The 19,033-nt window shown below is 41.8% G+C and carries 17 protein-coding genes; 2 read left to right on the top strand and 15 right to left on the bottom strand.

All coding sequences use genetic code 11. The features are described from left to right. Positions 1-638: 638 nt before the first annotated feature. A complete protein-coding gene (locus tag ABHC48_RS18025; protein ID WP_148463379.1) occupies positions 639-1,400 on the bottom strand; it encodes a class I SAM-dependent methyltransferase in 762 nt (253 codons plus the stop codon). A gap of 152 nt (positions 1,401-1,552) precedes the next feature. Between ABHC48_RS18025 and ABHC48_RS18030 the strand changes: the two genes are divergently transcribed. Next, positions 1,553-1,792: a hypothetical protein gene (locus ABHC48_RS18030; RefSeq protein ID WP_195700318.1), complete on the top strand. Its 240-nt coding sequence runs from the start codon at positions 1,553-1,555 to the stop codon at positions 1,790-1,792. On the opposite strand, the gene ABHC48_RS18035 is transcribed toward ABHC48_RS18030, so the two are convergent. From ABHC48_RS18035 to ABHC48_RS18070, 8 genes are all read right to left on the bottom strand, one after another. Further along, on the bottom strand, positions 1,775-3,055 hold the full coding sequence (locus tag ABHC48_RS18035; RefSeq protein WP_195700315.1) for an Ig-like domain-containing protein: 1,281 nt from the start codon (positions 3,053-3,055) through the stop codon (positions 1,775-1,777). The genes ABHC48_RS18030 and ABHC48_RS18035 overlap by 18 nt on opposite strands. Positions 3,056-3,220: 165 nt before the next feature. Next, positions 3,221-3,952 carry a class I SAM-dependent methyltransferase gene (locus ABHC48_RS18040; RefSeq protein ID WP_195700314.1) on the bottom strand — a complete coding sequence of 244 codons (732 nt, stop codon included), beginning with the start codon at positions 3,950-3,952 and terminating at the stop codon, positions 3,221-3,223. A 54-nt stretch (positions 3,953-4,006) separates the two neighbouring features. Next, a complete protein-coding gene (locus tag ABHC48_RS18045; protein ID WP_173716756.1) occupies positions 4,007-4,567 on the bottom strand; it encodes an NUDIX hydrolase in 561 nt (186 codons plus the stop codon). Between the two features lie 346 nt (positions 4,568-4,913). Continuing rightward, positions 4,914-5,363, bottom strand: a complete 450-nt coding sequence (locus ABHC48_RS18050) for a hypothetical protein (RefSeq protein ID WP_243284593.1) — start codon at positions 5,361-5,363, stop codon at positions 4,914-4,916. A gap of 1 nt (position 5,364) precedes the next feature. Beyond that, positions 5,365-6,951 carry a DUF6034 family protein gene (locus ABHC48_RS18055; RefSeq protein ID WP_195700313.1) on the bottom strand — a complete coding sequence of 529 codons (1,587 nt, stop codon included), beginning with the start codon at positions 6,949-6,951 and terminating at the stop codon, positions 5,365-5,367. Between the two features lie 171 nt (positions 6,952-7,122). Next, on the bottom strand, positions 7,123-8,559 hold the full coding sequence (locus ABHC48_RS18060) for a HAMP domain-containing sensor histidine kinase (RefSeq protein WP_195700312.1): 1,437 nt from the start codon (positions 8,557-8,559) through the stop codon (positions 7,123-7,125). Continuing rightward, positions 8,556-9,221, bottom strand: coding sequence for a response regulator transcription factor (locus ABHC48_RS18065; protein WP_173716751.1), 666 nt, complete (start codon positions 9,219-9,221; stop codon positions 8,556-8,558). The genes ABHC48_RS18060 and ABHC48_RS18065 overlap by 4 nt, the downstream gene beginning before the upstream one ends. A gap of 294 nt (positions 9,222-9,515) precedes the next feature. After that, complete coding sequence (locus ABHC48_RS18070; protein WP_195700311.1) at positions 9,516-10,889, bottom strand: sodium-dependent transporter; 1,374 nt, start codon at positions 10,887-10,889, stop codon at positions 9,516-9,518. A gap of 233 nt (positions 10,890-11,122) precedes the next feature. Between ABHC48_RS18070 and ABHC48_RS18075 the strand changes: the two genes are divergently transcribed. Beyond that, the gene (locus ABHC48_RS18075) at positions 11,123-11,644 is read left to right on the top strand and encodes a hypothetical protein (RefSeq protein WP_118583489.1); all 522 of its coding nucleotides are present in this window, start codon (positions 11,123-11,125) and stop codon (positions 11,642-11,644) included. A gap of 190 nt (positions 11,645-11,834) precedes the next feature. On the opposite strand, the gene ABHC48_RS18080 is transcribed toward ABHC48_RS18075, so the two are convergent. The 6 genes from ABHC48_RS18080 to ABHC48_RS18105 all read right to left on the bottom strand — a co-directional run bounded on the left by ABHC48_RS18080 (position 11,835) and on the right by ABHC48_RS18105 (position 19,032). After that, the gene (locus tag ABHC48_RS18080) at positions 11,835-13,646 is read right to left on the bottom strand and encodes a DUF6320 domain-containing protein (RefSeq protein ID WP_195700310.1); all 1,812 of its coding nucleotides are present in this window, start codon (positions 13,644-13,646) and stop codon (positions 11,835-11,837) included. A gap of 3 nt (positions 13,647-13,649) precedes the next feature. Next, positions 13,650-14,588, bottom strand: coding sequence for an alpha/beta hydrolase (locus ABHC48_RS18085; protein ID WP_330674516.1), 939 nt, complete (start codon positions 14,586-14,588; stop codon positions 13,650-13,652). Positions 14,589-14,676: 88 nt separating this feature from the next. Continuing rightward, positions 14,677-15,540, bottom strand: coding sequence for a YitT family protein (locus tag ABHC48_RS18090; RefSeq protein ID WP_118583485.1), 864 nt, complete (start codon positions 15,538-15,540; stop codon positions 14,677-14,679). 93 nt (positions 15,541-15,633) lie between these two features. Continuing rightward, positions 15,634-16,734, bottom strand: a complete 1,101-nt coding sequence (locus ABHC48_RS18095) for an ABC transporter ATP-binding protein (protein WP_195700309.1) — start codon at positions 16,732-16,734, stop codon at positions 15,634-15,636. Position 16,735: 1 nt separating this feature from the next. Continuing rightward, positions 16,736-17,788, bottom strand: coding sequence for an iron ABC transporter permease (locus tag ABHC48_RS18100; RefSeq protein ID WP_118583481.1), 1,053 nt, complete (start codon positions 17,786-17,788; stop codon positions 16,736-16,738). A gap of 44 nt (positions 17,789-17,832) precedes the next feature. Next, positions 17,833-19,032 (bottom strand): ABC transporter substrate-binding protein, encoded by a 1,200-nt coding sequence (locus ABHC48_RS18105; RefSeq protein WP_173771931.1) that lies wholly within the window; start codon positions 19,030-19,032, stop codon positions 17,833-17,835. Position 19,033 lies beyond the last annotated feature (1 nt).

Below are 19,033 nucleotides of genomic sequence, written 5' to 3' on the forward strand. Positions count from 1 at the left end.
AGTGAGGAGTTATTTGTTTTTAGGTAACAAAAAATGCCGTATTTATGTGGTGTTGTGGCGTTTCGCAAACGCCTAATGTACTGAAAAAGAGTGGGGTGAGTGGGGATAGTTGCCAATATGGGGATGTTGGGGTAAAAGAAAAGCCATGGTTCGTGCCATGACCTTTCAAAAGAACATTTAATTTCCGCTTGCAACTCCGGCAAGTTTTACTGTCACATCATAAGTAGACGAATCATCTTCAACAGATTTTCCGTTGACGCAATCAGCGTCTGTTCCTTCCATCCAGATATACACATGAACGGCAATTCCATCATATCCTACATTTGTTGTATTTTTCTATTTTATAATGTCAAAATACCCGATAATTCCTATGCATACGTCTTTCTTCATAGGTGACCACAGCGTATGCAATTTCAGTTTATACATCTGACTATTATTTTCCAACGTCGCTTTTATCTGCACAGAGATTTCTTTATTTTGTACAGATGTCTGGTGTAACAAAACCCGAATAGATGCAGAAGATTCTTTAGAGCTGTAATTACATTTATAAATATGCCCCCGAATCCTATCTAAATATTAGGACATTTCAAGAAAAGCAGGAACTCTTCAAAGGAGTTTCCTGCTTATTTTTATTACCATTATTTTTTTACACCAATTAGTAATAGCCATCTATGATCAAACATGATTTGTGAATCTTTATTATATGGTGAAAAACCGGTTTTTCTACCGCCTTCCAATTCAGCTTTCATCAAATTTGTTATCTCTTCTTGCACATCTTCCGAAGTATCAGTCAGTTCCATCCAACTTTTTAGATTCACCGGCACCAGAGTAGTTTCTTCGCATTGCAGTGCAAAATCTTTCTTGAACATTTCTTCAAATTCTTCCCTGCTGAGGATTCTGGTATGAGAAGGATCACGCATATTTTCAATCTTATCATCAATTTCTCGTAAAGGCTCCTCGGCAGCTTCCATATCCCAGACCACCATCTTTCCCCCTTTTTTCAAGACACGTTTCATCTCTTCAAAAGGTTTCTCAGGATTGTCAAAATGATGGAAAGAAAGCCTTGTGATCACCAGGTCAAAGGTTTCGGGTTCGTATGGAAGTTTTTCGGCATTACCACTTTGAAAGTAAATATTTTCTATATGACTTTCTTCGGCAAGTCTGATTCCCTGTGCCAGCATTTCTTCCGTCATATCCAGACAGGTAATATCCTTTACATAAGGAGCCAGAGCCCTGCCACAAATACAGGTCCCGGCAGCTACTTCTAATGCATGTTCTTCTCCTGTTGCTGCGATTTTCTGAATCAGATAGTCTGTATATTCCACTTTTGACATATGATATGCTACAAATTTTTCAGCCTGTTTTTTGAATGACTGTCTGACTATATCATTATGATTCATTTCAAACGCCTCCTATCCTGTTCTTTGTTTTCTTATAATACCATAAAAACGGGATAAATGACTTAATATACAATATAAAATATATTATATTTAAAAAGAATATGTTAAAGCACAGTTTATGTCCAATAAAATACTGAACGGAGGAATATAAAATGGGTGATGCAAGTATTATTGCAAGACTGCTTGCTAATGGTCATGTTCAATACGGCTGGAGTGGAAATGGAGGGTATTTTAGCATGGTAGGAATTAGATTGCTATTATGGTATCAAGAGCCTAAAAATGTAGAATATCTATTTTCACTTGGGCAGACACCAAAAACCGAGGTCTTTGATGTCTGCCCTCTTGTAATTAGAATGAATCACCTGAAGACATATTTAGAATGGATTACTTGAAGCCGGGGCTTTTATTGAAGTGATCAGATCCATCCATTTATACATATACCAGTTTCCGTCCTTAGATGATTTATAAACATCGATCCATTTACCACTGTCAGAAGCCTTGCAATAGATAAAGGCTCTATACTGATCAGGAGATGGTATGGAAGGATTTGCCGGAATGTATATCTGATCTTCATCTACTACAGAATCCTGAGTTAATGTAATTGAATAAGGCTGTGAAGGTGTGTAGTCATTCGCCGGAGTTGCACCATTTAAGAATGCATTTCCAAGATAGAGATACTGTTTACTCTTTTTCATTTGCTCTGCTAATCTCTGCTTCTCATAAACAGATAACTGCTTATTGCATAAATATCCGATCATTTCTTCGCAATCTGTCTGATTTTCCGGTTTCCAGGTCCGAAGTGACATGACATAAAGAGCGAGCACCTTATATCTTCCATCATCACCGCTGATGTTATACTGCTTCAATTCTTCCACGTTTGTTGGAATTGTGCTGAAAGTATAGGTATAAGTATTCAGAGGAATCTCAATCACTACAGATTCGCCAGCTTCATTCTTGACTGACCGCTGCCCTTTTATAACTGCTTTCGAAAGAACTGGTTCAGTCTGAGGCTTTGTTTCCATGGTAACTGTAACTGTGCATGTAAGAACAATCCCTGCATCTACTTTGATTTCTGTTGTTCCAACATTAATTGCATGTACCTTTCCCTGACTGTCTACCTCTGCAATATTCTTGTTTGAACTGGTCCATACGGGCAGATGCTTAGGATCCTGTACGCTAAGCTGATAATATTCACCTTTACGCATGCTTAAAGATGTTGCACTTAGTACTGGTGTTTTTGATGGAGCTGTGGTAGGTGTTGCTGTAGGCTCTGCCGGCGGATTTACCGGAGCAGAAGGTGTTGTAGGTGCTGGCTTTGCAGGTGCTTTTTTACTCTTAACAGTAACCTTACACTTGTATGTTTTTTTGCCAACCTTAGCTTTAATATATGCAGTTCCTTTTTTCTTTGCTGTAACGACACCCTTTTTATTGACAGTTGCCACTGATTTCTTTGTGGAGGACCATTTCACTTTCTTTTTTGTGCCTTTTACCTTTAAACGGTATTTCTTGCCCTGGGTCAAGGTAAGCTTTGTTTTGTTCAGTTTGATCTTCGCGGCACTTACAGATGTGGTATCCACTGCCAGACACATTACTACAAGTAAGAAGGTAGTAAGCAGTACGCTGGCTTTTTTTAATGATTTTTTACCATTTCTCATAAGCATTTTCTCCTTTCTTATAAGCAATACTGTCCTTTTTATTCTTATTATACATAGTTGCTTCTGATTTGCACTAGCACTTCTGACAGTAATCGAAAAGGATTATAAAAATGCTGCTATGCATATATCATTTATTCATCTGCCTGCTCTGCCAATTTATTTCCTCTACAACGTATAACAATCATATCGAATCGCTTTTCCGCTTAACGTATAAGAAGGCTTCCTTCCTGCCAGAAAATCACTTTTCAGCGGTCGTTTTACAATGATCTTATCCGGGTCTGCGCTGATAGCGGCGTCGAAAAGGTCGGTCTCTTGGGAGCATGGGGGCTCCAGCTTCTGGATGAGCTGCAGTTTTTTGTTGATCAGGCTGGACTTTTGTCTTGCGGGGAACATGGGATCCAGGTATATGACGTCTACAGGATCCAGGAGTGCGGGCATTAATTCCACGCTGTTGCCTTCTGTCAGTTTCATGCGGGCAGCGATCTCTTTCAATATGGGATGCTTCTTTGCCCGGCGCAGGGCATCCTTCAAAAGAACAGCAATCACTGGATTCTGCTCATACAGAGTTACCTCATACCCCTGGGCAGCCAGAAGAAATCCATCCTCTCCCATACCTGCTGTGGCATCTATCGCCTTGCGCCCTGGCTTTTCTGATTTGGAAGCCCGTACCAGCATTTCATGCTGTAATCTTCCGTTGGTCACCCGGTGAAGCATATTTTCGAAATCTCCCTGATAAGCCAGACCATATCCGGTTAAAGAAACACCTTTGGAATTAAAAAGCACCGTCAGGTGCTCTCCCGGCTTTTCAGAGATTGGGGTATTTGTGCGCCTGGAAAAAGCTTCAGCCATATCTCTTGCGCCACCTTTTTCAAGGCAAACTACAATTTTCTCACTCATATTCTCTTCTCTTTCTTTGTATCATATAAGTATTACAATTGTTGGCTTCTTTCATTACATTTTCTCAATCAGCTTGGAGTATACATGTTCTACAAACCATGGTTCTGTAGATTTCTTCAGCGCTTCTTCCGGGGAAAACCAGGCGACACCGCTGTTCTCGTCGGCTTTTATGGAGACAGCTTCCTCAAAATCTGCTTCCAGCAGATATGTTACATTCAGATGTAAATGGCTGGACACATATTTGCCCTTTTTCACATGTCCATCTACTGTAAGGGATTCCAAAGAAAAAATCTCCTCAGATACAGGACAGACATGGGAAATCCCCGCTTCCTCTTTCACTTCCCGAAGGGCAACTGCAAGTAAATCCGTTTCTCCGTCCGCATGCCCTCCCAGCCAGGACCAGGAATTATAAATATTGTGATAGACCATGAGAATTTTGCTTTTATCCTGATTTACCACCCAGGCAGAAGCAGTCATATGTGCTACCGTGTTTTCTCTGGAAAAAGCATTGGTATTATTTCTGATCCAGTTCAGAATAAGCTGCTTATCCGTCTCTTCTTGTTCATTGAACGGGGTATAATGCTCAATTTGGTTAAGTAGTTCCTGTCTGTTCATTATAGAGTGCTCCTTTTTATTGGTCTTGTACAATAGTATAACATAAGCAGATATTTATTTACACCTGAAAAGGAAGTATCTTTGTTATTCAAAATGCTGTTTAGCGTTTTCAAGATTGGTCTTTCCCTTTATCTTTAGCAACACCTTTGTTACAGTCAGCGCAGTGCCAGATTCGCTGCACAGAATTCTTGCCTGGGAGAGCGGGATATAGATCTGATTATCTTCTCCGGGGAGTATTGCAGCAACTTTACAGGGAAGACAGGACACTGGTGAAATATTATTCCCGGGATTGTCCATAGCCGTGAAACTACTGCTGGAAACGGAACTGCTGTATTCAGTAGAATTTTTATTTGAATCGATACTGTCTAAGCAGTGCTGCTGTGTCACTCCACAGATTGCCTGGATAGCTGTCCTTCATGCACAGCACAGAAGTAAACAAAAGCGTAAAACATGTATATAAAATCGTTACGAATGTAATATAGACAAACTGGCCTAAGAGCCATTTCTTCTTGGTGGTACGGATCAGCTGATAAGGAGTGACTGGTGTCATTTTCGGCAGGTCGGAGAACAGCAAAAGCAAAAGCATGGAACTTAGAAGCACTGCTGTTCCATCCCCGAAGGTCCACAGGAAAGGTTCAATTGCCTGTACAGGCGTATTGTAGTTATCCATAACAACCATGATTCTTCCTGTAAGCAGAAAACTGAGCACAAATTCCAGAAAGAGGGTAAAAATCACTTTGGGATTACGGAAAAAGCCGAAGAAATTGTAGCGTACAATTCCAAGTGTCTGCTTCATATCAGTATCCCAGACTACGGTCTATAATACTTCCGTCTACTGCATTGATGGTAAGAAAGCTCCAGGTAGGCCAATCTGTCGTATCTGAGTAGGTTTCGCCATCATATTCGGAGTCAATCTTGCGGGATCCGAAGAAATCCCAGACAGGAACCAGAAGACCGGTATGGGCATCTGTGGATGGCTCATAAATTCTGGCATAGCCAAGAACGATACGGTCAATATTGAATACCCTGGAATTTTCATAGGTAAGGTTGTCCGCGTTGGTGACGATCATCATTTTTTCGTAGATATTCATGATCTCGCTGAATGGAAGCAGGCTTAAATTCTCAGTCTTAGTTTCTCCGATGGTGTATGGATTGCAATAAGTCATGCTGTCGATTCCGTCTGCATTTACATAAAAATAAAGGTTTTCGTAAGCCCAGGTTTCCATAGTACTGTCCATGTCTTCAAGCGCTCCACCTGCATCCATGGTATAGGTAAGCGGAGTTCCATTTATGGTACGGCTGTAGTAGATAACATAACCACTTCCGAGATAACTGGAGTTATCATCTGTTCCAATGGATCTCTGAATCGCATAATCCCATCCGCATTGGTTTAAATCGTCAAGGCCCATGGCATCTGCTTTTTCCTGGGCTAATTTCTTCGCGTCATCCAACGAAATTCCAATAGATTTTTCGGTAGGTTTTTCATATGGACTGCTGCTGGAATAATCGGACCAGACAGCGTCAGAAGGGATTTCTTTACCGTCTTTTTGGGCTATCTTCTGGATTCTTACTTCCAAAGAATAGGCTCCCCAGGAAGAGGTACGATAAGAATATTGGGAGCCGTCATCTAACTGGGCGATACCGGTAAAAGCATTGTCTTCCATAACTTCACCAGTATTGCTGTATGTCTGTACTCCCACGGCAGGTCTTCCTTCTACCAGATTTCTAGTCTCAGGTGCAGATTCATACTGGTTTTCCCAATAATCAATGTCATCGTAAATATCATATATGAGATTGCCATTATCATCGGTTCCCCAATTATTAGGATCCAGATTTCCGTTGGCAACATCTTCTTTTAATTCGTCGATTTTTTTCTTGATCTCATCCTTTGTCTGTACATAATAGCTGTCTGCAGTGTAAATCTTCGCATTTGAGAAAAAGGCATCTGTGATACCATCAAGAAGATCCTGTGTGACTGCAGCTGGTGTAACAGAAATTGCAGATATCTTTTCCACATCTGGTATTTCTACTGCCGCATCCGTATTTACCACAAGCTTGGATGTGTCGTCTGTTACTTGACTTTTGTAAGTCTCAGGCGCATTGATCAGGTCGCGGATAGTGGTTCTGGCAGCTGAGGCATTATCCGGGTGAACGTCAGTGGAGGCAGCAGTATCACTTGTACCAGTACTTTCAGAAGCAGTTGTCTGATCAGCGGAGGAGGCATTTCCTGCCATATTGACATCCTTGTCATCCGCTTCTTTGTAAGAATCCAGTGCTTTATTTCCCTTCTGCCTTACAAGGGAAGATTCTGGTGTCTGTGCACATCCCGCTAACATTCCCATGCAGAGAGTAAGTCCGATTATTCTTTCTATATTCTTTCTCATTTGTTTGAAGTCTCCCTTTCGATGTTTGAACATAACCGGAGATTTAGGGGAACGGGTGTTTGATATTGCTCATAGTAATCACTGGTCATGTTCTGATATAGATTATAGTACTTGGAATTACACCAAATCTTCCGTAAATTGTAACTGAATTGTAATCTGGCAAGAATTTCTTTACCATTCAATGAATACACAGGTTCCCTTTCCTATTTCACTTTCAATTTTCATTTGAAATCCATGTATATCCGCGATTTTTTTACAAAGTGCAAGTCCCAGACCCACACTTCCATTCGCCCGGGAACGGGATTTGTCAACCATATAAAATGCCTCTGTCACTTTATCAAGGTCTTCAGCTGGGATTCCTTTGCCAAAATCCTGGACCATCAGTTTCTCAGCCGTCGCTTCCAGTATGAGTCTGGAATTGTCCGCGGAGGCTTTTACTGCGTTGTCAATAAAATTGTTTACCAGACTTAACATAAGATCTTTGTCAAAGTTTTTCTTCAGATCAGCAGGTTCACACTGAAGTTCCAGACAGATATTCTTCTCTTTCAGACGGCAGAGGTTAAGCTGTCTGGAATCCTCCAGAAAAGATTTCACTGAATTTTCTGTTGGGGCAAAACGTGCCTCCCCAGTTTCATATAATCCGGTAAGTTCCAGCATTTTTACCGAAAGTCGGGACAGCCTGCGGCATTCACTGGAAATATAGGAGAGAGCTCTCTCCTGCTGCTGTCTTTGCAGGCGCACTGTGAGAAGGGTATCTGCATATCCCAGGATAGAGGTCATAGGTGTTTTCAGCTCATGGGCAAGACTTCCCATTAACTGTCGTTGTGTATGGTTTACAGTGGAAAGGCATTCAATCTGTTCTTTAACCTTGGAGGACATCTGATTAAAGCTTTTGCCAACCTGCGCCAGTTCCGTATCTCCTTCCGCAGGAACTTGTATATCATAGTTGCCTTCAGATACAGAAACCGCAGCTTCCCTTAATTTTGTAAGGGGTGCCATAATTTTCCGCAGGCTGAAAAAAAGAATTGTTCCGGTTAACAGAAGAAGAACCAGCGTCAACATACCCGCCTGATAAAAAAGGATCCTGTTACTCTCCAGAACATCAGAAACGTCTTTATAAGTGACAATCTGATAATTCAGATTTGTAGTTGACTCTGTGGAGGAATAAAAAAAAAGCAACAGTGTTTTACCGTCGGCTTTGCTGATAAGGGGATCACAGATATAAGTATCCGCGTCATACCATTTTCCGTGTAATTCCACTTCTCCCAGTTGTTCCTGGATTCCCTGAACATCGAAGTCATAGGCGGTACCGTTGTAAAGTTCTTCATCATTCTGATATAGAACAGCACTGTCATGGAAAATCTGTCGGAAAGCGTAGATAAGAATTCGGTTTCGGACTTTCTCATCGGAATTAGCGGACTGACTGTTTGTAAGTCTTAATTTCTCCTCAAATTGTAAAAGATTATTCTGAAATTTGGTATATTCATAGTTATTGATATACTGAATACTCTGATTCTTCCAGCGATATGAAGTATAGAAAAAAACAGCGGAGGATAAAATCAGGATCATGCAGGCCACCTGTAAAAAGATTTTTGTAAAAAGCTTCAAAATTCCACCTCCAGTCGGTATCCAATGCGGGGAATGGTTTTGATCCTGTTCTGCCAGCCCAGCTTCTTGCGGATACGTCCCACATGTGCATCTACTGTTCTTGTTTCTCCTTCGAATTCTACGCCCCAGAGACCGGCCAGAAGCTGCTCTCTTGTAAGAGCTTTATTGGGATTGCGGACGAACATCATAAGGCAGTTGTATTCCATTGGTTTCAGGTAAATTTCCTCTCCATTTCTGGTAACGGTATGGCTTATGGTGTCTATGGTAATATTGTTAATCTGTATCTGCTCCTGTAAATTTCCATGACGTTCCAGTACTTTCTCCAGGCGGACCATCACTTCCAGCATCTCGAAGGGCTTTACAATATAGTCTTCGGCACCTTCTTTAAGGCCTTTTACTTTGCTTGCGATGTCGGCTCTGGCGGTGAGAAAAATGACGGGAATGCCGTAGTGATTCAGTTCTGGTAAAAGGGTATATCCATCTTTTCCAGGGAGCATAATATCTACAAGGGCGCACTGGAACTCATGATCCCAGGCAATTCCTTCGCTGGCGTCATTGCCGTCCAGGTAGCTTACGGTCTGGTAGCCGGTGACTTCCAGGTTCATGCAAAGTAAGTTATTGATTGCTGGTTCATCTTCTATTACAAGTATTCTGGCTTTCATTTCGGGTCCTTTCTTGTATACTCTGAAAAATAGTCCTTATTTGATGTACTGGTTCTATTATACATGTTTTGGTAGTGATAAATGTAACCATATTGTAAAAAGCAGATATAGGGAAAAGTTGTGTGCGTTATTGATGGAAATGTGGCAGACTTTAAAGCTTTGTAGATATGGAGGCAGTCCTTATACAATCGCCCCACCTGAGATGGGTGGGGCGATTAAAAAATTATAGTATTTATTCAGCAGGTATTATTTCGCGAAGTGGTAACTGAGAAGTACAGAACAGTTACAAATTATTTACATGGAAATCAGTCCAAATGCATTTGCTACAGAGCTAAGCAGGATAATTGCTGCAAATATCGGGCAGAGGTATTTGATCATAAAGTTAAAAATCTTTTTCCTGCGGAAAGTTCCGCCTTCAGCTACTACTTCCTCCTCAATCTTTTCCACTCCCACTTTTCTGGAAATTAAAAGACAGGTTGCAAGTGCGGCAATTGGCATCATTATAGAATTGGTGAGGAAATCAAAGAAATCCAGAAACTGCATTCCAATGATTTTTACAAAGCCAAGCGGTCCATATCCAAGGGAAGAAAGAGTTCCAAGAAGAATCATGATCACACCAACAATAACGGTTGCTTTCTTTCTGTGCCATCTCAGTTCGTCCTGGAAGGTAGATACAGCGCTCTCCGTCAGGGCAATAGAGCTGGTAAGAGCTGCGCACAGCACCAGTACAAAGAACAGAATTCCAATGGGAGTTCCCAACCCCATACTGGCAAATACCTTGGGAATGGTGATGAACATAAGCGCCGGTCCTGCCTGTAAAGTATCCGGATCTCCACCGGAGAATGCAAACACAGCCGGAATGATCATCAGACCTGCCATAATGGCAATTGCAGTGTCAAACACTTCTACATTCTTGGTGGAACCTTCGATAGATACGTCCTTTTTCATATAAGAGCCAAAGGTTACCAGAATTCCCATGGCAATAGACAGGGAATAAAACATCTGACCCATGGCGGCTACCACTGTCATCCAGGAGAAATTCTCAATATTTGGTACCAGGAAATATTTCACTCCTGCAAGGGCACCTGGTCTTGTAACAGAGTAAACAGTAATAAGCACAGATAAAAATACCAGAACCGGCATCATAAATTTGGAAACGCGCTCTACTCCGTTTCGGACTCCTGCATAAATGATTGCAACTGTTAAAAATGCAAAAATAAGGAAACAGACCTCTGTGGAGGTACCATTCGAAATAAACTCAGAAAAATATCCGTCTTCTGCCAGCTTCTGGCTGTTACCTTTTATATATTCGATCAGATATTTGATAACCCATCCGCCGATAACGGAATAGTATGGCACGATCAGGACTGGAATGATGGCATTGATCCAGCCACCAAAGGACAGCCATTTAGACTTGCCAAATTTTCCAAAAGCACCTACCGGACTTTTTCTTGTCATTCGGCCAAGGGCGGTTTCGGCGACAATCATGGAGTAGCCAAAAGTAAGTGCCAGAATAATGTAAATCAGTAAAAATATTCCACCGCCGTATTTTGCCGCAAGGTAAGGAAATCGCCATATATTTCCCAGTCCGACGGAAGCTCCGGCAGCAGACAGTACAAATCCCAGTTTACCGGAAAAAGTACTTCGTTCATGATGATGTTTTTCCATAAATTTTTCCTTCCAAATTCGTAAAATTTGTTTTTGCTTTTTATAAACTCCAACTCTTATGATGATAACATGGTTTTGTGTTAAAGGCAAACAATATATATAAAATAACAGCAATAACAAATAACAAATAACAAATAATACAAAAACGAGGGAGAAATTATTGATTTTAACAAAATAAGATCTTATAATTAAGATTATCAATTAACATATATATGTTATGGAGGGTGCGGATTATGAATGAAGAATTGTTTAACGAAGCAACGAAATCAAATGTTCTCACAAAGAAACTGATCGACCAGCTTCTGGAGAGCATGACCTACAGCAGCATTTCCTTTATCAACTGGACCATTGAGACTTTGTCTCTGATCAAGGCGCGTCTGCAGCGCGGAGACCGGATTACAGACGAAGTCAGCGGAGAGGTTTATACCTTATACTCTTTCCAGCAGTTTGTGGAGAAGAATTTTTCTACTTATATAGCAAGCCAGGTATTTAAAGAGACTTCTAAGCCGGAAAAAATTTACTTCTCTCTGAAACCGTGTGAAGAGGGATACAGTCTGGTTGCTGCTGATTCTGACAGTAATAAAACCTACTCCTGGATCTCAAGCCTGAGTAAACGTTTCTCATTGGTAGAAATGATCGCCACAGGAATTGTATATGTGAAAGATACACGTACGAATACTTATCAGCCATTTATTTCCGGAAATGGCAAATATTGTAAGTATGATAAAGAGAAGGGAATTCTTGTAGAAATTTAATTATATTAACTGCCAGAGCGTGTTTGAAAAGGGCTTTCTGCAAAAACTCCCGCAAAGTGGGGCGTGCAGATTGCGGGAATGATTTATCAAATACGCTTTAGGGTATCAGACATAACAGACGGACACAGATCGCAAGGACTGCTTTAGCGAAATTTCAGCAAAGAAGTCCTTGCAATCTGTGTCCATTTTATTACATTCTAAGTTTTTTATGAAACTCCCGGATAGTATCATTGCTGTTAAAAATAAACATTCCTGCAAATACCAGCAGACTGATTCCTGTGCATACCACAGATGGGTATGGGAAACGGATCTGGTGAAAAAACATAAGGATCAGCGGTACCAGACCAGCAAAAGCAGCCTGAACAAGGTAAAACAGATACTCTTCTTTTTCCAGCTTTTGTACTTTTACGATCACAGGTATAGAGCCAAGCACTGCAAGAGCGCCAAATGGAAGGACAAAATCCAGAGACCAGCCATGCCATCCGGTATATTTGTCCCACAGAACCGCGATAACAGTTACCAGGATCAACTGTATGATCTCGTTTTTTAAGATATTCCTCCGTTTGGCATAAGCAACCGCTACGATCAGCCATCCGCAAAGACAGCCAGCTGCGGCGAACCAGAACCAGTCCAATTTTTCCCGTGTAAGGTAATTGATCATGCCGCAGAGAATTGCAGCTGCAATGCAGACAAAATTGAAAACCTGCACGATTCTCTGCGCCTCCTTTTTCTCTTTCAGGGAACAGCCGGGGAAATTATTGGTTTTTTCTGTATAAGGAATTTCTTCTTTTTTCAGCATGTTCAGAAAATTTCGCTGAATATTATCCTTGGGAAGCTTGGAGGTAACTCCAAGAACCATTTCGTTTTCGTAAGAACAGGAACAAAGCTGCATGGAGTTGGTACTTGCGAAAATTCCGAAACGGTCAATGTACTGGTTATACTCCTTTGGAAAACGAAGAATTCCAATATTGGAATAAACAGCCGTAATGCTTCTAGAGCTTAGGTTTGCTCCCAGCATAAGGAAATATTTCTTTATTTCCAGGGGAACTGCACGGATGACCGGATTTTTCTCCAGACGGACATAGCTATTCATATGTCTGGCAATTTTCTCTTCTACCAGTTCTGCGGCAAACTGCTCTTTCACGTGAGCCAGAATTTCTGTAAAATCAGAAGTTTGGGAAAAATCATGTCCCACTTCTATCCAGCCAAAAAAATTTGCCATAGACTGTGAGGGAAAATAATTCCGCAGATTTACAGGAACCATAAGGGCAATGGGGCGATTTTGCCTGCTCTTGGGAATTTCCTCATGGATGGAACAAAGAAACATGGCTGTGATCAGAATGGTTATGGAGACACCGTATTCTTTTGCTTTTGCATGAAGCTCTTTTACCGGAAGTACAATCTCTGTAATATGCATATCCTCATGAAGCAGCCGTTCTCCCGGAAGTCTGACAGCGCGAGGTTTTTTCTCAGAATTTCCGGGAATATCCGAGGAATAATACTGGGAAAAGCTATCCTCCTCCTGATCACCGGGGGTGCTCATATCCGTGACTGGAAGAGAAGGCAGATCCTTTTCCGGGTGAGCCTTTTTCAGATAATTGCTTACCAGTTCCTGGAGAAAATGCATTGCCCCGGTACCATCTGTCAGTGCATGGAAAACTTCAAAATTGATTCTTTTTTCATAATAGCTGACCTGGAAAAGAAGATTCTTTTTGTCCGGAATATACAGCCTGCTGCATGGAGGCTTCTTCTCTTCCTTTACAATTGGACGAATATCCCTGTGTTCCAGGTAGAACCAGAATAATCCTTTTCGGAGAACCATCTGAAACAGAGGATATTTTTCCATGGTTTTTTCAAGAGCGGCCTGGAGAAGCTCCGGTTTTACATTTTCCTTTAGTTCACAGTAAAAACGAAATACTCTGGTATCATTTTTGCCAGTTACCAGAGGAAAAGCAAGGGCCGCGTTATCCAGTTTTCTCCAGTTCGAATATCCTTCTTTCAATTTTCACACTTCCCTTTTTAAGAATTCGTTCATATAAGAAAAACTTTCCTGCACATGGAAAAAGCGGATTCCAAGAGCAAAAAAGCCGTGAAGTGCATCTTTGATCCGGTGTACTTCTACATAATTACCAGCCTCTGCCAGTTTTTTTCCATAATCTTCGCCTTCATCACGAAGAGGATCAAACTCTGCTGTGAGAATCAGGGTTTCTGGCATATTAGAAAAATCTCTTGCCAGAAGAGGTGCAAAATAAGGGTTGACCCGATCCTCCGGACAGCTCTCATACAGATTCAGATAATCCTGCATTTTCACTGCAGTAAGCAGGTAGTCGGTGCCGTTCTTTTGCACAGAGGCATAGGGAGAAGCGGCTGTATAGGTATTATATAAGGCTGGATAAATAAGAATCTGCCGGAATACCTGAAAGTCGCCCTTGTCTCTTGCCATAAGAGCAACTGCGGCTGCAAGATTTCCTCCGGCACTGTCACCCATAATAGTGATTCTTCGGGAATCTGTATTCAGGATCAGATTATTGGTATAAAGTGCTTTCGCCGCTGCATAACAGTCCATCAGAGCCGTTGGAAAACGGTATTCAGGAGCAAGCCTGTATTCCACGGATACTACAATATGACCGGTAGACTGAGACATTCTGGCACATACACGGTTATAGGTATCCACACTTTCTGTCACCCATCCTCCGCCATGAAAAAATAGAAGAACTGGAAAAGTATGACCTTTTTCCACCCCGTTTGTCATGGCTTCTTCAGTAGGAAAATAAATCCGCAGAGGGATTTCGTAGTCCCCGTTGAAAATCTGGATATCCATTTTTTTCAGAAAAATATTCATGGCATCCAGCTTCTTAATGTCCACCAGTCTGCGGGAGGATTCCACTTCGATATTGCCGTAGGAAAGGGTGTGGAGAATTGCTCGCATGGTTTTGGAAATCATGGCCTGTATTCCTTTCTGGTTTTAAAATCAAGCTTCATCAGACTGTTCTGTTATGGAAAAATCAGTCTTCTGCATTAGCTGGCAGGCATCAGATAGAACGGAAGCCTTTTCCAATGATTTCGCTGCTGTTTACGATGGTAATAAATGCATGAGGATCAATCTGTCTTAAATGAATACGAAGACGGTTGGTCTCGCTTCGGGTAAGCACAGTCATCATTACCTTCTGCTCCTTCTTGGTATAGATGCCAAAGGCCTTCTGCTCTGTGGCAGAACGATGCAGGTCATTGATGATGAACTCTTCTACCTGCTCCGGATATTTACTAATGATCGTACATACCTTTCTCAGGTTCAGACTCTCAATTGCACTGTCTACTACAGTGCATTTTAGGATCATTCCAAGAATACAGTAAAGTCCGGTCTGGGCACCGTAAAGGTAAGCAGCGATCAGCACAATTCCCAGGTCACTGACCAAAAGGGCACGTCCGATCTCAAGGCTGGTATATTTGTGCAAAATCATTGCCACAATATCAGTACCACCAGTGGAGGCACCGACATTAAATACCATAGCAGCTCCCACTGCAGGAAGGATCACTGCAAAACAAAGCTCCAGGAACACGTCATGTGTAAGTGGCGAACTAAGGGGATAAATAGCTTCACAGGCACTTACATAGAAAGACAGGGCAAAAGAGGAATAGACAGTCCAGCCCATGGAGCGGATTCCAAGGAAGAAAAATCCAAGTACAACAAGTGCTGCATTGACGATCCACATAAATGCACCTACATTCCACTTCGGAAATAAGGTAGAAAGGATAATAGACAGACCAGATGTACCACCAAATGCGAAATGGTTGGGTGTTTTAAAAATGGCAATTCCAACCGCTGTAAAAATCAATCCCAGATTCAGAATGATAAAGAACATCAGGTTGTCTTTTGTAAATATATTTTTTTTCATAAAACGAGTCCTCTCCTTCTTTCGGTGAACTCAGTATAACGTAAAAAATGAGTCCTGTAAAGAAACGGAATCAAAGAATCCCGCAAGGCAGAATTATACAAACTCTGTTTTCCCGCTCTTCTTCGCTGCATCTATAAGCTCTCCTAACCGCTTATTGCAGCTTCCAACCGGAACAGCCGTGCAGATTATCCGCTCACAGCTTTCCATGGCTTTTTGCGCCTTCTGGAAGGCTTCTTCACAGATTTCCATGAAGGGTTCTTCCGTGATCACCTTTGAAGCCAATAGTCTTGCCAGGCGGTAATCCACGTCATTGGTGTAAAGAATACCTGCAATAAAAGGTGTGTGCTCTTTCTGTAGCTGACGGAATATGGGAATACCAGTGCCGTTTCCACAGATTACGAAAGTTTTCGCTTCTCCGTCTGGTTTCGGAAGCTCAATACTTCCAAACAGGGGATCAAAAAATCCATTGTTGATCTCATACAGCTCCTTGATCATGTTCTCTTCAAAAATATCTTCCGGCTTTCCAAAATGAGAAATAGTATCTCCCTTTACGCAGATGATCTTATCTGCAATTTTCTGTGCCAGATCGATTTCGTGAAGAGACATGATAACTGTGATCTGCTTCTTTTTTGCCATATCCCGAAGAATGGATAAAAGATCCAGCTTATGTTTGATATCAAGGAAAGAGGTTGGCTCATCCAGAATAATAATATCCGGTTCCTGGCAGATCGCACGGGCAAGAAGCACTCTCTGACGCTGGCCATCGCTGATGTTGTTAAAGTCACGACTACCAAGCGATTCCGCATGCACCGCTCTCATGGCTTCCTCTACCTTTTCCTCATCCTCTCTGGAAAGAATACCGAGTCTGCCTGTATAAGGGTAGCGTCCGGTTGCCACAATATCATGACAGGTCATAAGCTCCGGACGCATTCGTTCCGTAAGAACTACTGCCATGCGTGTGGAAAGCTCTTTATAGGAAAAAGAATTCAGATTGCGATCATCAAAGTAAACTTTTCCACCAATGATCTGCAGCTGTCTTGTGATACTTTTCAGAATCGTAGATTTACCAGAACCATTTGGACCAATGAGGGTTACAATCTCCCCTTTTTTAATTCCAATACAGATATCATGAATTAAGGCCTTTTTGTCATAACCGACAGAAAGGTTATCCATATGAAAATAGTAATTATCCATTTCAGTTTCCTCTCTTCTTCCGCAACATCATGAAAATAACAACAGGTGCTCCAAAGATGGAGGTAACGGTACTGATATTCAGCTCCAGAGGGGCAAAAGCCATTCTGGCAATCAGGTCACACATCATACAGAAAACTGCACCGCCCAGGAATGTTCCCGGAATGATTATAAGTGGTCTGGATGTGCCGAAGCTTCTTTTCATCAGAAATGGGACTGCAATTCCAACGAAAGAAATCGGTCCTGCAAAAGCAGTTACAGTTGCTGATAAAATACTGGAAAGCAAAATCAATGCAACACGGAAGAATTTGATATTTACGCCCATGCTTTGTGCATAAGCTTCTCCCAGCTGATAAGCACCGATGGGCTTTGACAGCAGGAAGGTCAGGGCCAGGGTAATTCCTACCACCACACAGGAAATGTAAACGTTACTCCAGCTCATACCGGAGAAGCTTCCCTGTGACCATCCGTGAAGATTTACAATATCGGAATCATCTGCAAAAGTTACCACAAAATCAGTTACTGCAGAACAGATATAGCCAATCATGATTCCGGCAACCAGAAGGGTGGCCATGTGCTTGATCCTTTTTGAAATCAGAAGAATAAAACCTATGGAAATCAGGGAACCAATAAAAGCTGCAATGATCAGAGTGTAAGAAGTTACGTTTACGGCTCTGCCAAGATAATAAATCATGGTAAGAGCTACTACCATTTTCGCACCGGAAGAAATTCCCAGAACAAAAGGTCCTGCAATGGGATTTTCAAAAAAGGTCTGGAGAAGAAAACCAGATAGGGATAAGGCACCTCCAAGAATGGCAGCCATCAGGATCCTGGGAAGACGGATTTTCCAGATGATGCTGTATTCTTTTGTATCTGTGGCTTTTTTCAGCAGGATATCTATGATCTCAGACAGAGAAATATGAACATTTCCTGTGTTGATATTCAAAACTGTGATCAGGCCAAAGGCCAGGATCAGCAGAATGAAAACCATAGCGTAACGAGATCGTCTCTTAAAATTTTCCATGTGGAAGCTGGTTCCAGCGGATTGATTGCTCATTTTATTTTTCTCCATTTTTGTTTCATTTACAACAGAACCTGCTGTCAGCTCAGCTTATGAAGAAAAGTCATATCCTCTTCACTTCCGCCGGTAAGCATCAGGTTCAGATCTGTGATCAGTTCACCAATTGTATCTGTATGCTGGTACATGGAATCATCAGTTACCCAGACATTTCCCTCTTTTACGGCTTTAAAATCAGCCATCAGACTTTCTTTTGCAAGAAGATCGTCTATGCTTTTTACAGACGCATCAATACTGGAGTTGTAGATCAGATAATCTGCATCTGACGCAGTATTATAGAATTCCTCCATGGTAATGGCAACGGAAGTTTTTCCACTGTCATCCTGAAGATCTGCGAATGCATTTCTTCCACCGGCAATCTCGATCATGCTGGAAATATAATCTTTAGGATTACGTACTACAGGAGAACCGCTGGTATTGATGTAGAAAAATGCAACTGTTTTTTCTGTATTTGTAAAGTCCTTTAGCTTCTCAATAACCTGTGCCTGCTGGTCAAAGAAGGTCTTTGCCTCCTCTTCTTTGTTCATCATTGCGCCATAAAGCTTGATCCACTCTGTACGTCCAAGGGGCTGGCTCTCATAGCTGGAGCGATCGGTGAAAACAGGAATTCCAAGAGTTTCGATCATCTCCTGTACCTTCGGTGCATGAAGGATCATGGTAGACTCTATTGCAAGATCACAGTCGTCACCTACCAGAAGCTCGTAATCCGGTTCATCGTATTTTCCCGCAAAGGTCATTTCGCCGTTATTGATAGCATCAGCTGCTGACTGGATATACCAACCGGAAGCATCAAGACCTGACAGCTTGATGGAGTCTACACTTCCGATTGCATCGAACAATGCCATCGGGGAAGTGGCTGCCATGTAGATGGTGTCAAGTGGCTGCTGAAGGATCTGGATTTCAGGATCCAGATCATCAGGTGCCTCTTTGCCCTCTGGGACGATCAGATATCTGGCATCATCATGGATGTCCAGAAGTTTGTAACCGTCATTGTAATAATACACGTCAAAGCATTCTGCAAAAGACAGATCCATGGCGGATTCATAGGTCAGACCTGCAATTTCAGGTGCAGCATTTTTTTCTGATGTGTCAGAAGAAGTCTCCCCGGAAGCATCTGCTTCCAGGTTCTCCTCTTCTGCCCATACCGGAGTAATGGCAGTAAATGTCATAACTGTTGCTGCAAAAATACTTAAAATTTTATATTTCAGCTTTTTGTCATACATT

The organism is Ruminococcus sp. 1001136sp1 (genome assembly GCF_039841815.1).
Lineage (GTDB): Bacteria > Bacillota > Clostridia > Lachnospirales > Lachnospiraceae > Blautia_A > Blautia_A faecis.

Coding starts and splice junctions, on each gene's coding strand:
- ABHC48_RS18075 (WP_118583489.1), top strand. CDS start 11,123: ATGAATGAAGAATTGTTTAACGAAGCAACGAAATCAAATGTTCTCACA.
- ABHC48_RS18095 (WP_195700309.1), bottom strand. CDS start 16,734: ATGGATAATTACTATTTTCATATGGATAACCTTTCTGTCGGTTATGAC.
- ABHC48_RS18090 (WP_118583485.1), bottom strand. CDS start 15,540: ATGAAAAAAAATATATTTACAAAAGACAACCTGATGTTCTTTATCATT.
- ABHC48_RS18045 (WP_173716756.1), bottom strand. CDS start 4,567: ATGAACAGACAGGAACTACTTAACCAAATTGAGCATTATACCCCGTTC.
- ABHC48_RS18035 (WP_195700315.1), bottom strand. CDS start 3,055: ATGAGAAATGGTAAAAAATCATTAAAAAAAGCCAGCGTACTGCTTACT.
- ABHC48_RS18100 (WP_118583481.1), bottom strand. CDS start 17,788: ATGAGCAATCAATCCGCTGGAACCAGCTTCCACATGGAAAATTTTAAG.
- ABHC48_RS18105 (WP_173771931.1), bottom strand. CDS start 19,032: ATGTATGACAAAAAGCTGAAATATAAAATTTTAAGTATTTTTGCAGCA.
- ABHC48_RS18030 (WP_195700318.1), top strand. CDS start 1,553: ATGGGTGATGCAAGTATTATTGCAAGACTGCTTGCTAATGGTCATGTT.
- ABHC48_RS18065 (WP_173716751.1), bottom strand. CDS start 9,221: ATGAAAGCCAGAATACTTGTAATAGAAGATGAACCAGCAATCAATAAC.
- ABHC48_RS18085 (WP_330674516.1), bottom strand. CDS start 14,588: ATGATTTCCAAAACCATGCGAGCAATTCTCCACACCCTTTCCTACGGC.
- ABHC48_RS18070 (WP_195700311.1), bottom strand. CDS start 10,889: ATGGAAAAACATCATCATGAACGAAGTACTTTTTCCGGTAAACTGGGA.
- ABHC48_RS18040 (WP_195700314.1), bottom strand. CDS start 3,952: ATGAGTGAGAAAATTGTAGTTTGCCTTGAAAAAGGTGGCGCAAGAGAT.
- ABHC48_RS18025 (WP_148463379.1), bottom strand. CDS start 1,400: ATGAATCATAATGATATAGTCAGACAGTCATTCAAAAAACAGGCTGAA.
- ABHC48_RS18055 (WP_195700313.1), bottom strand. CDS start 6,951: ATGAGAAAGAATATAGAAAGAATAATCGGACTTACTCTCTGCATGGGA.
- ABHC48_RS18050 (WP_243284593.1), bottom strand. CDS start 5,363: ATGAAGCAGACACTTGGAATTGTACGCTACAATTTCTTCGGCTTTTTC.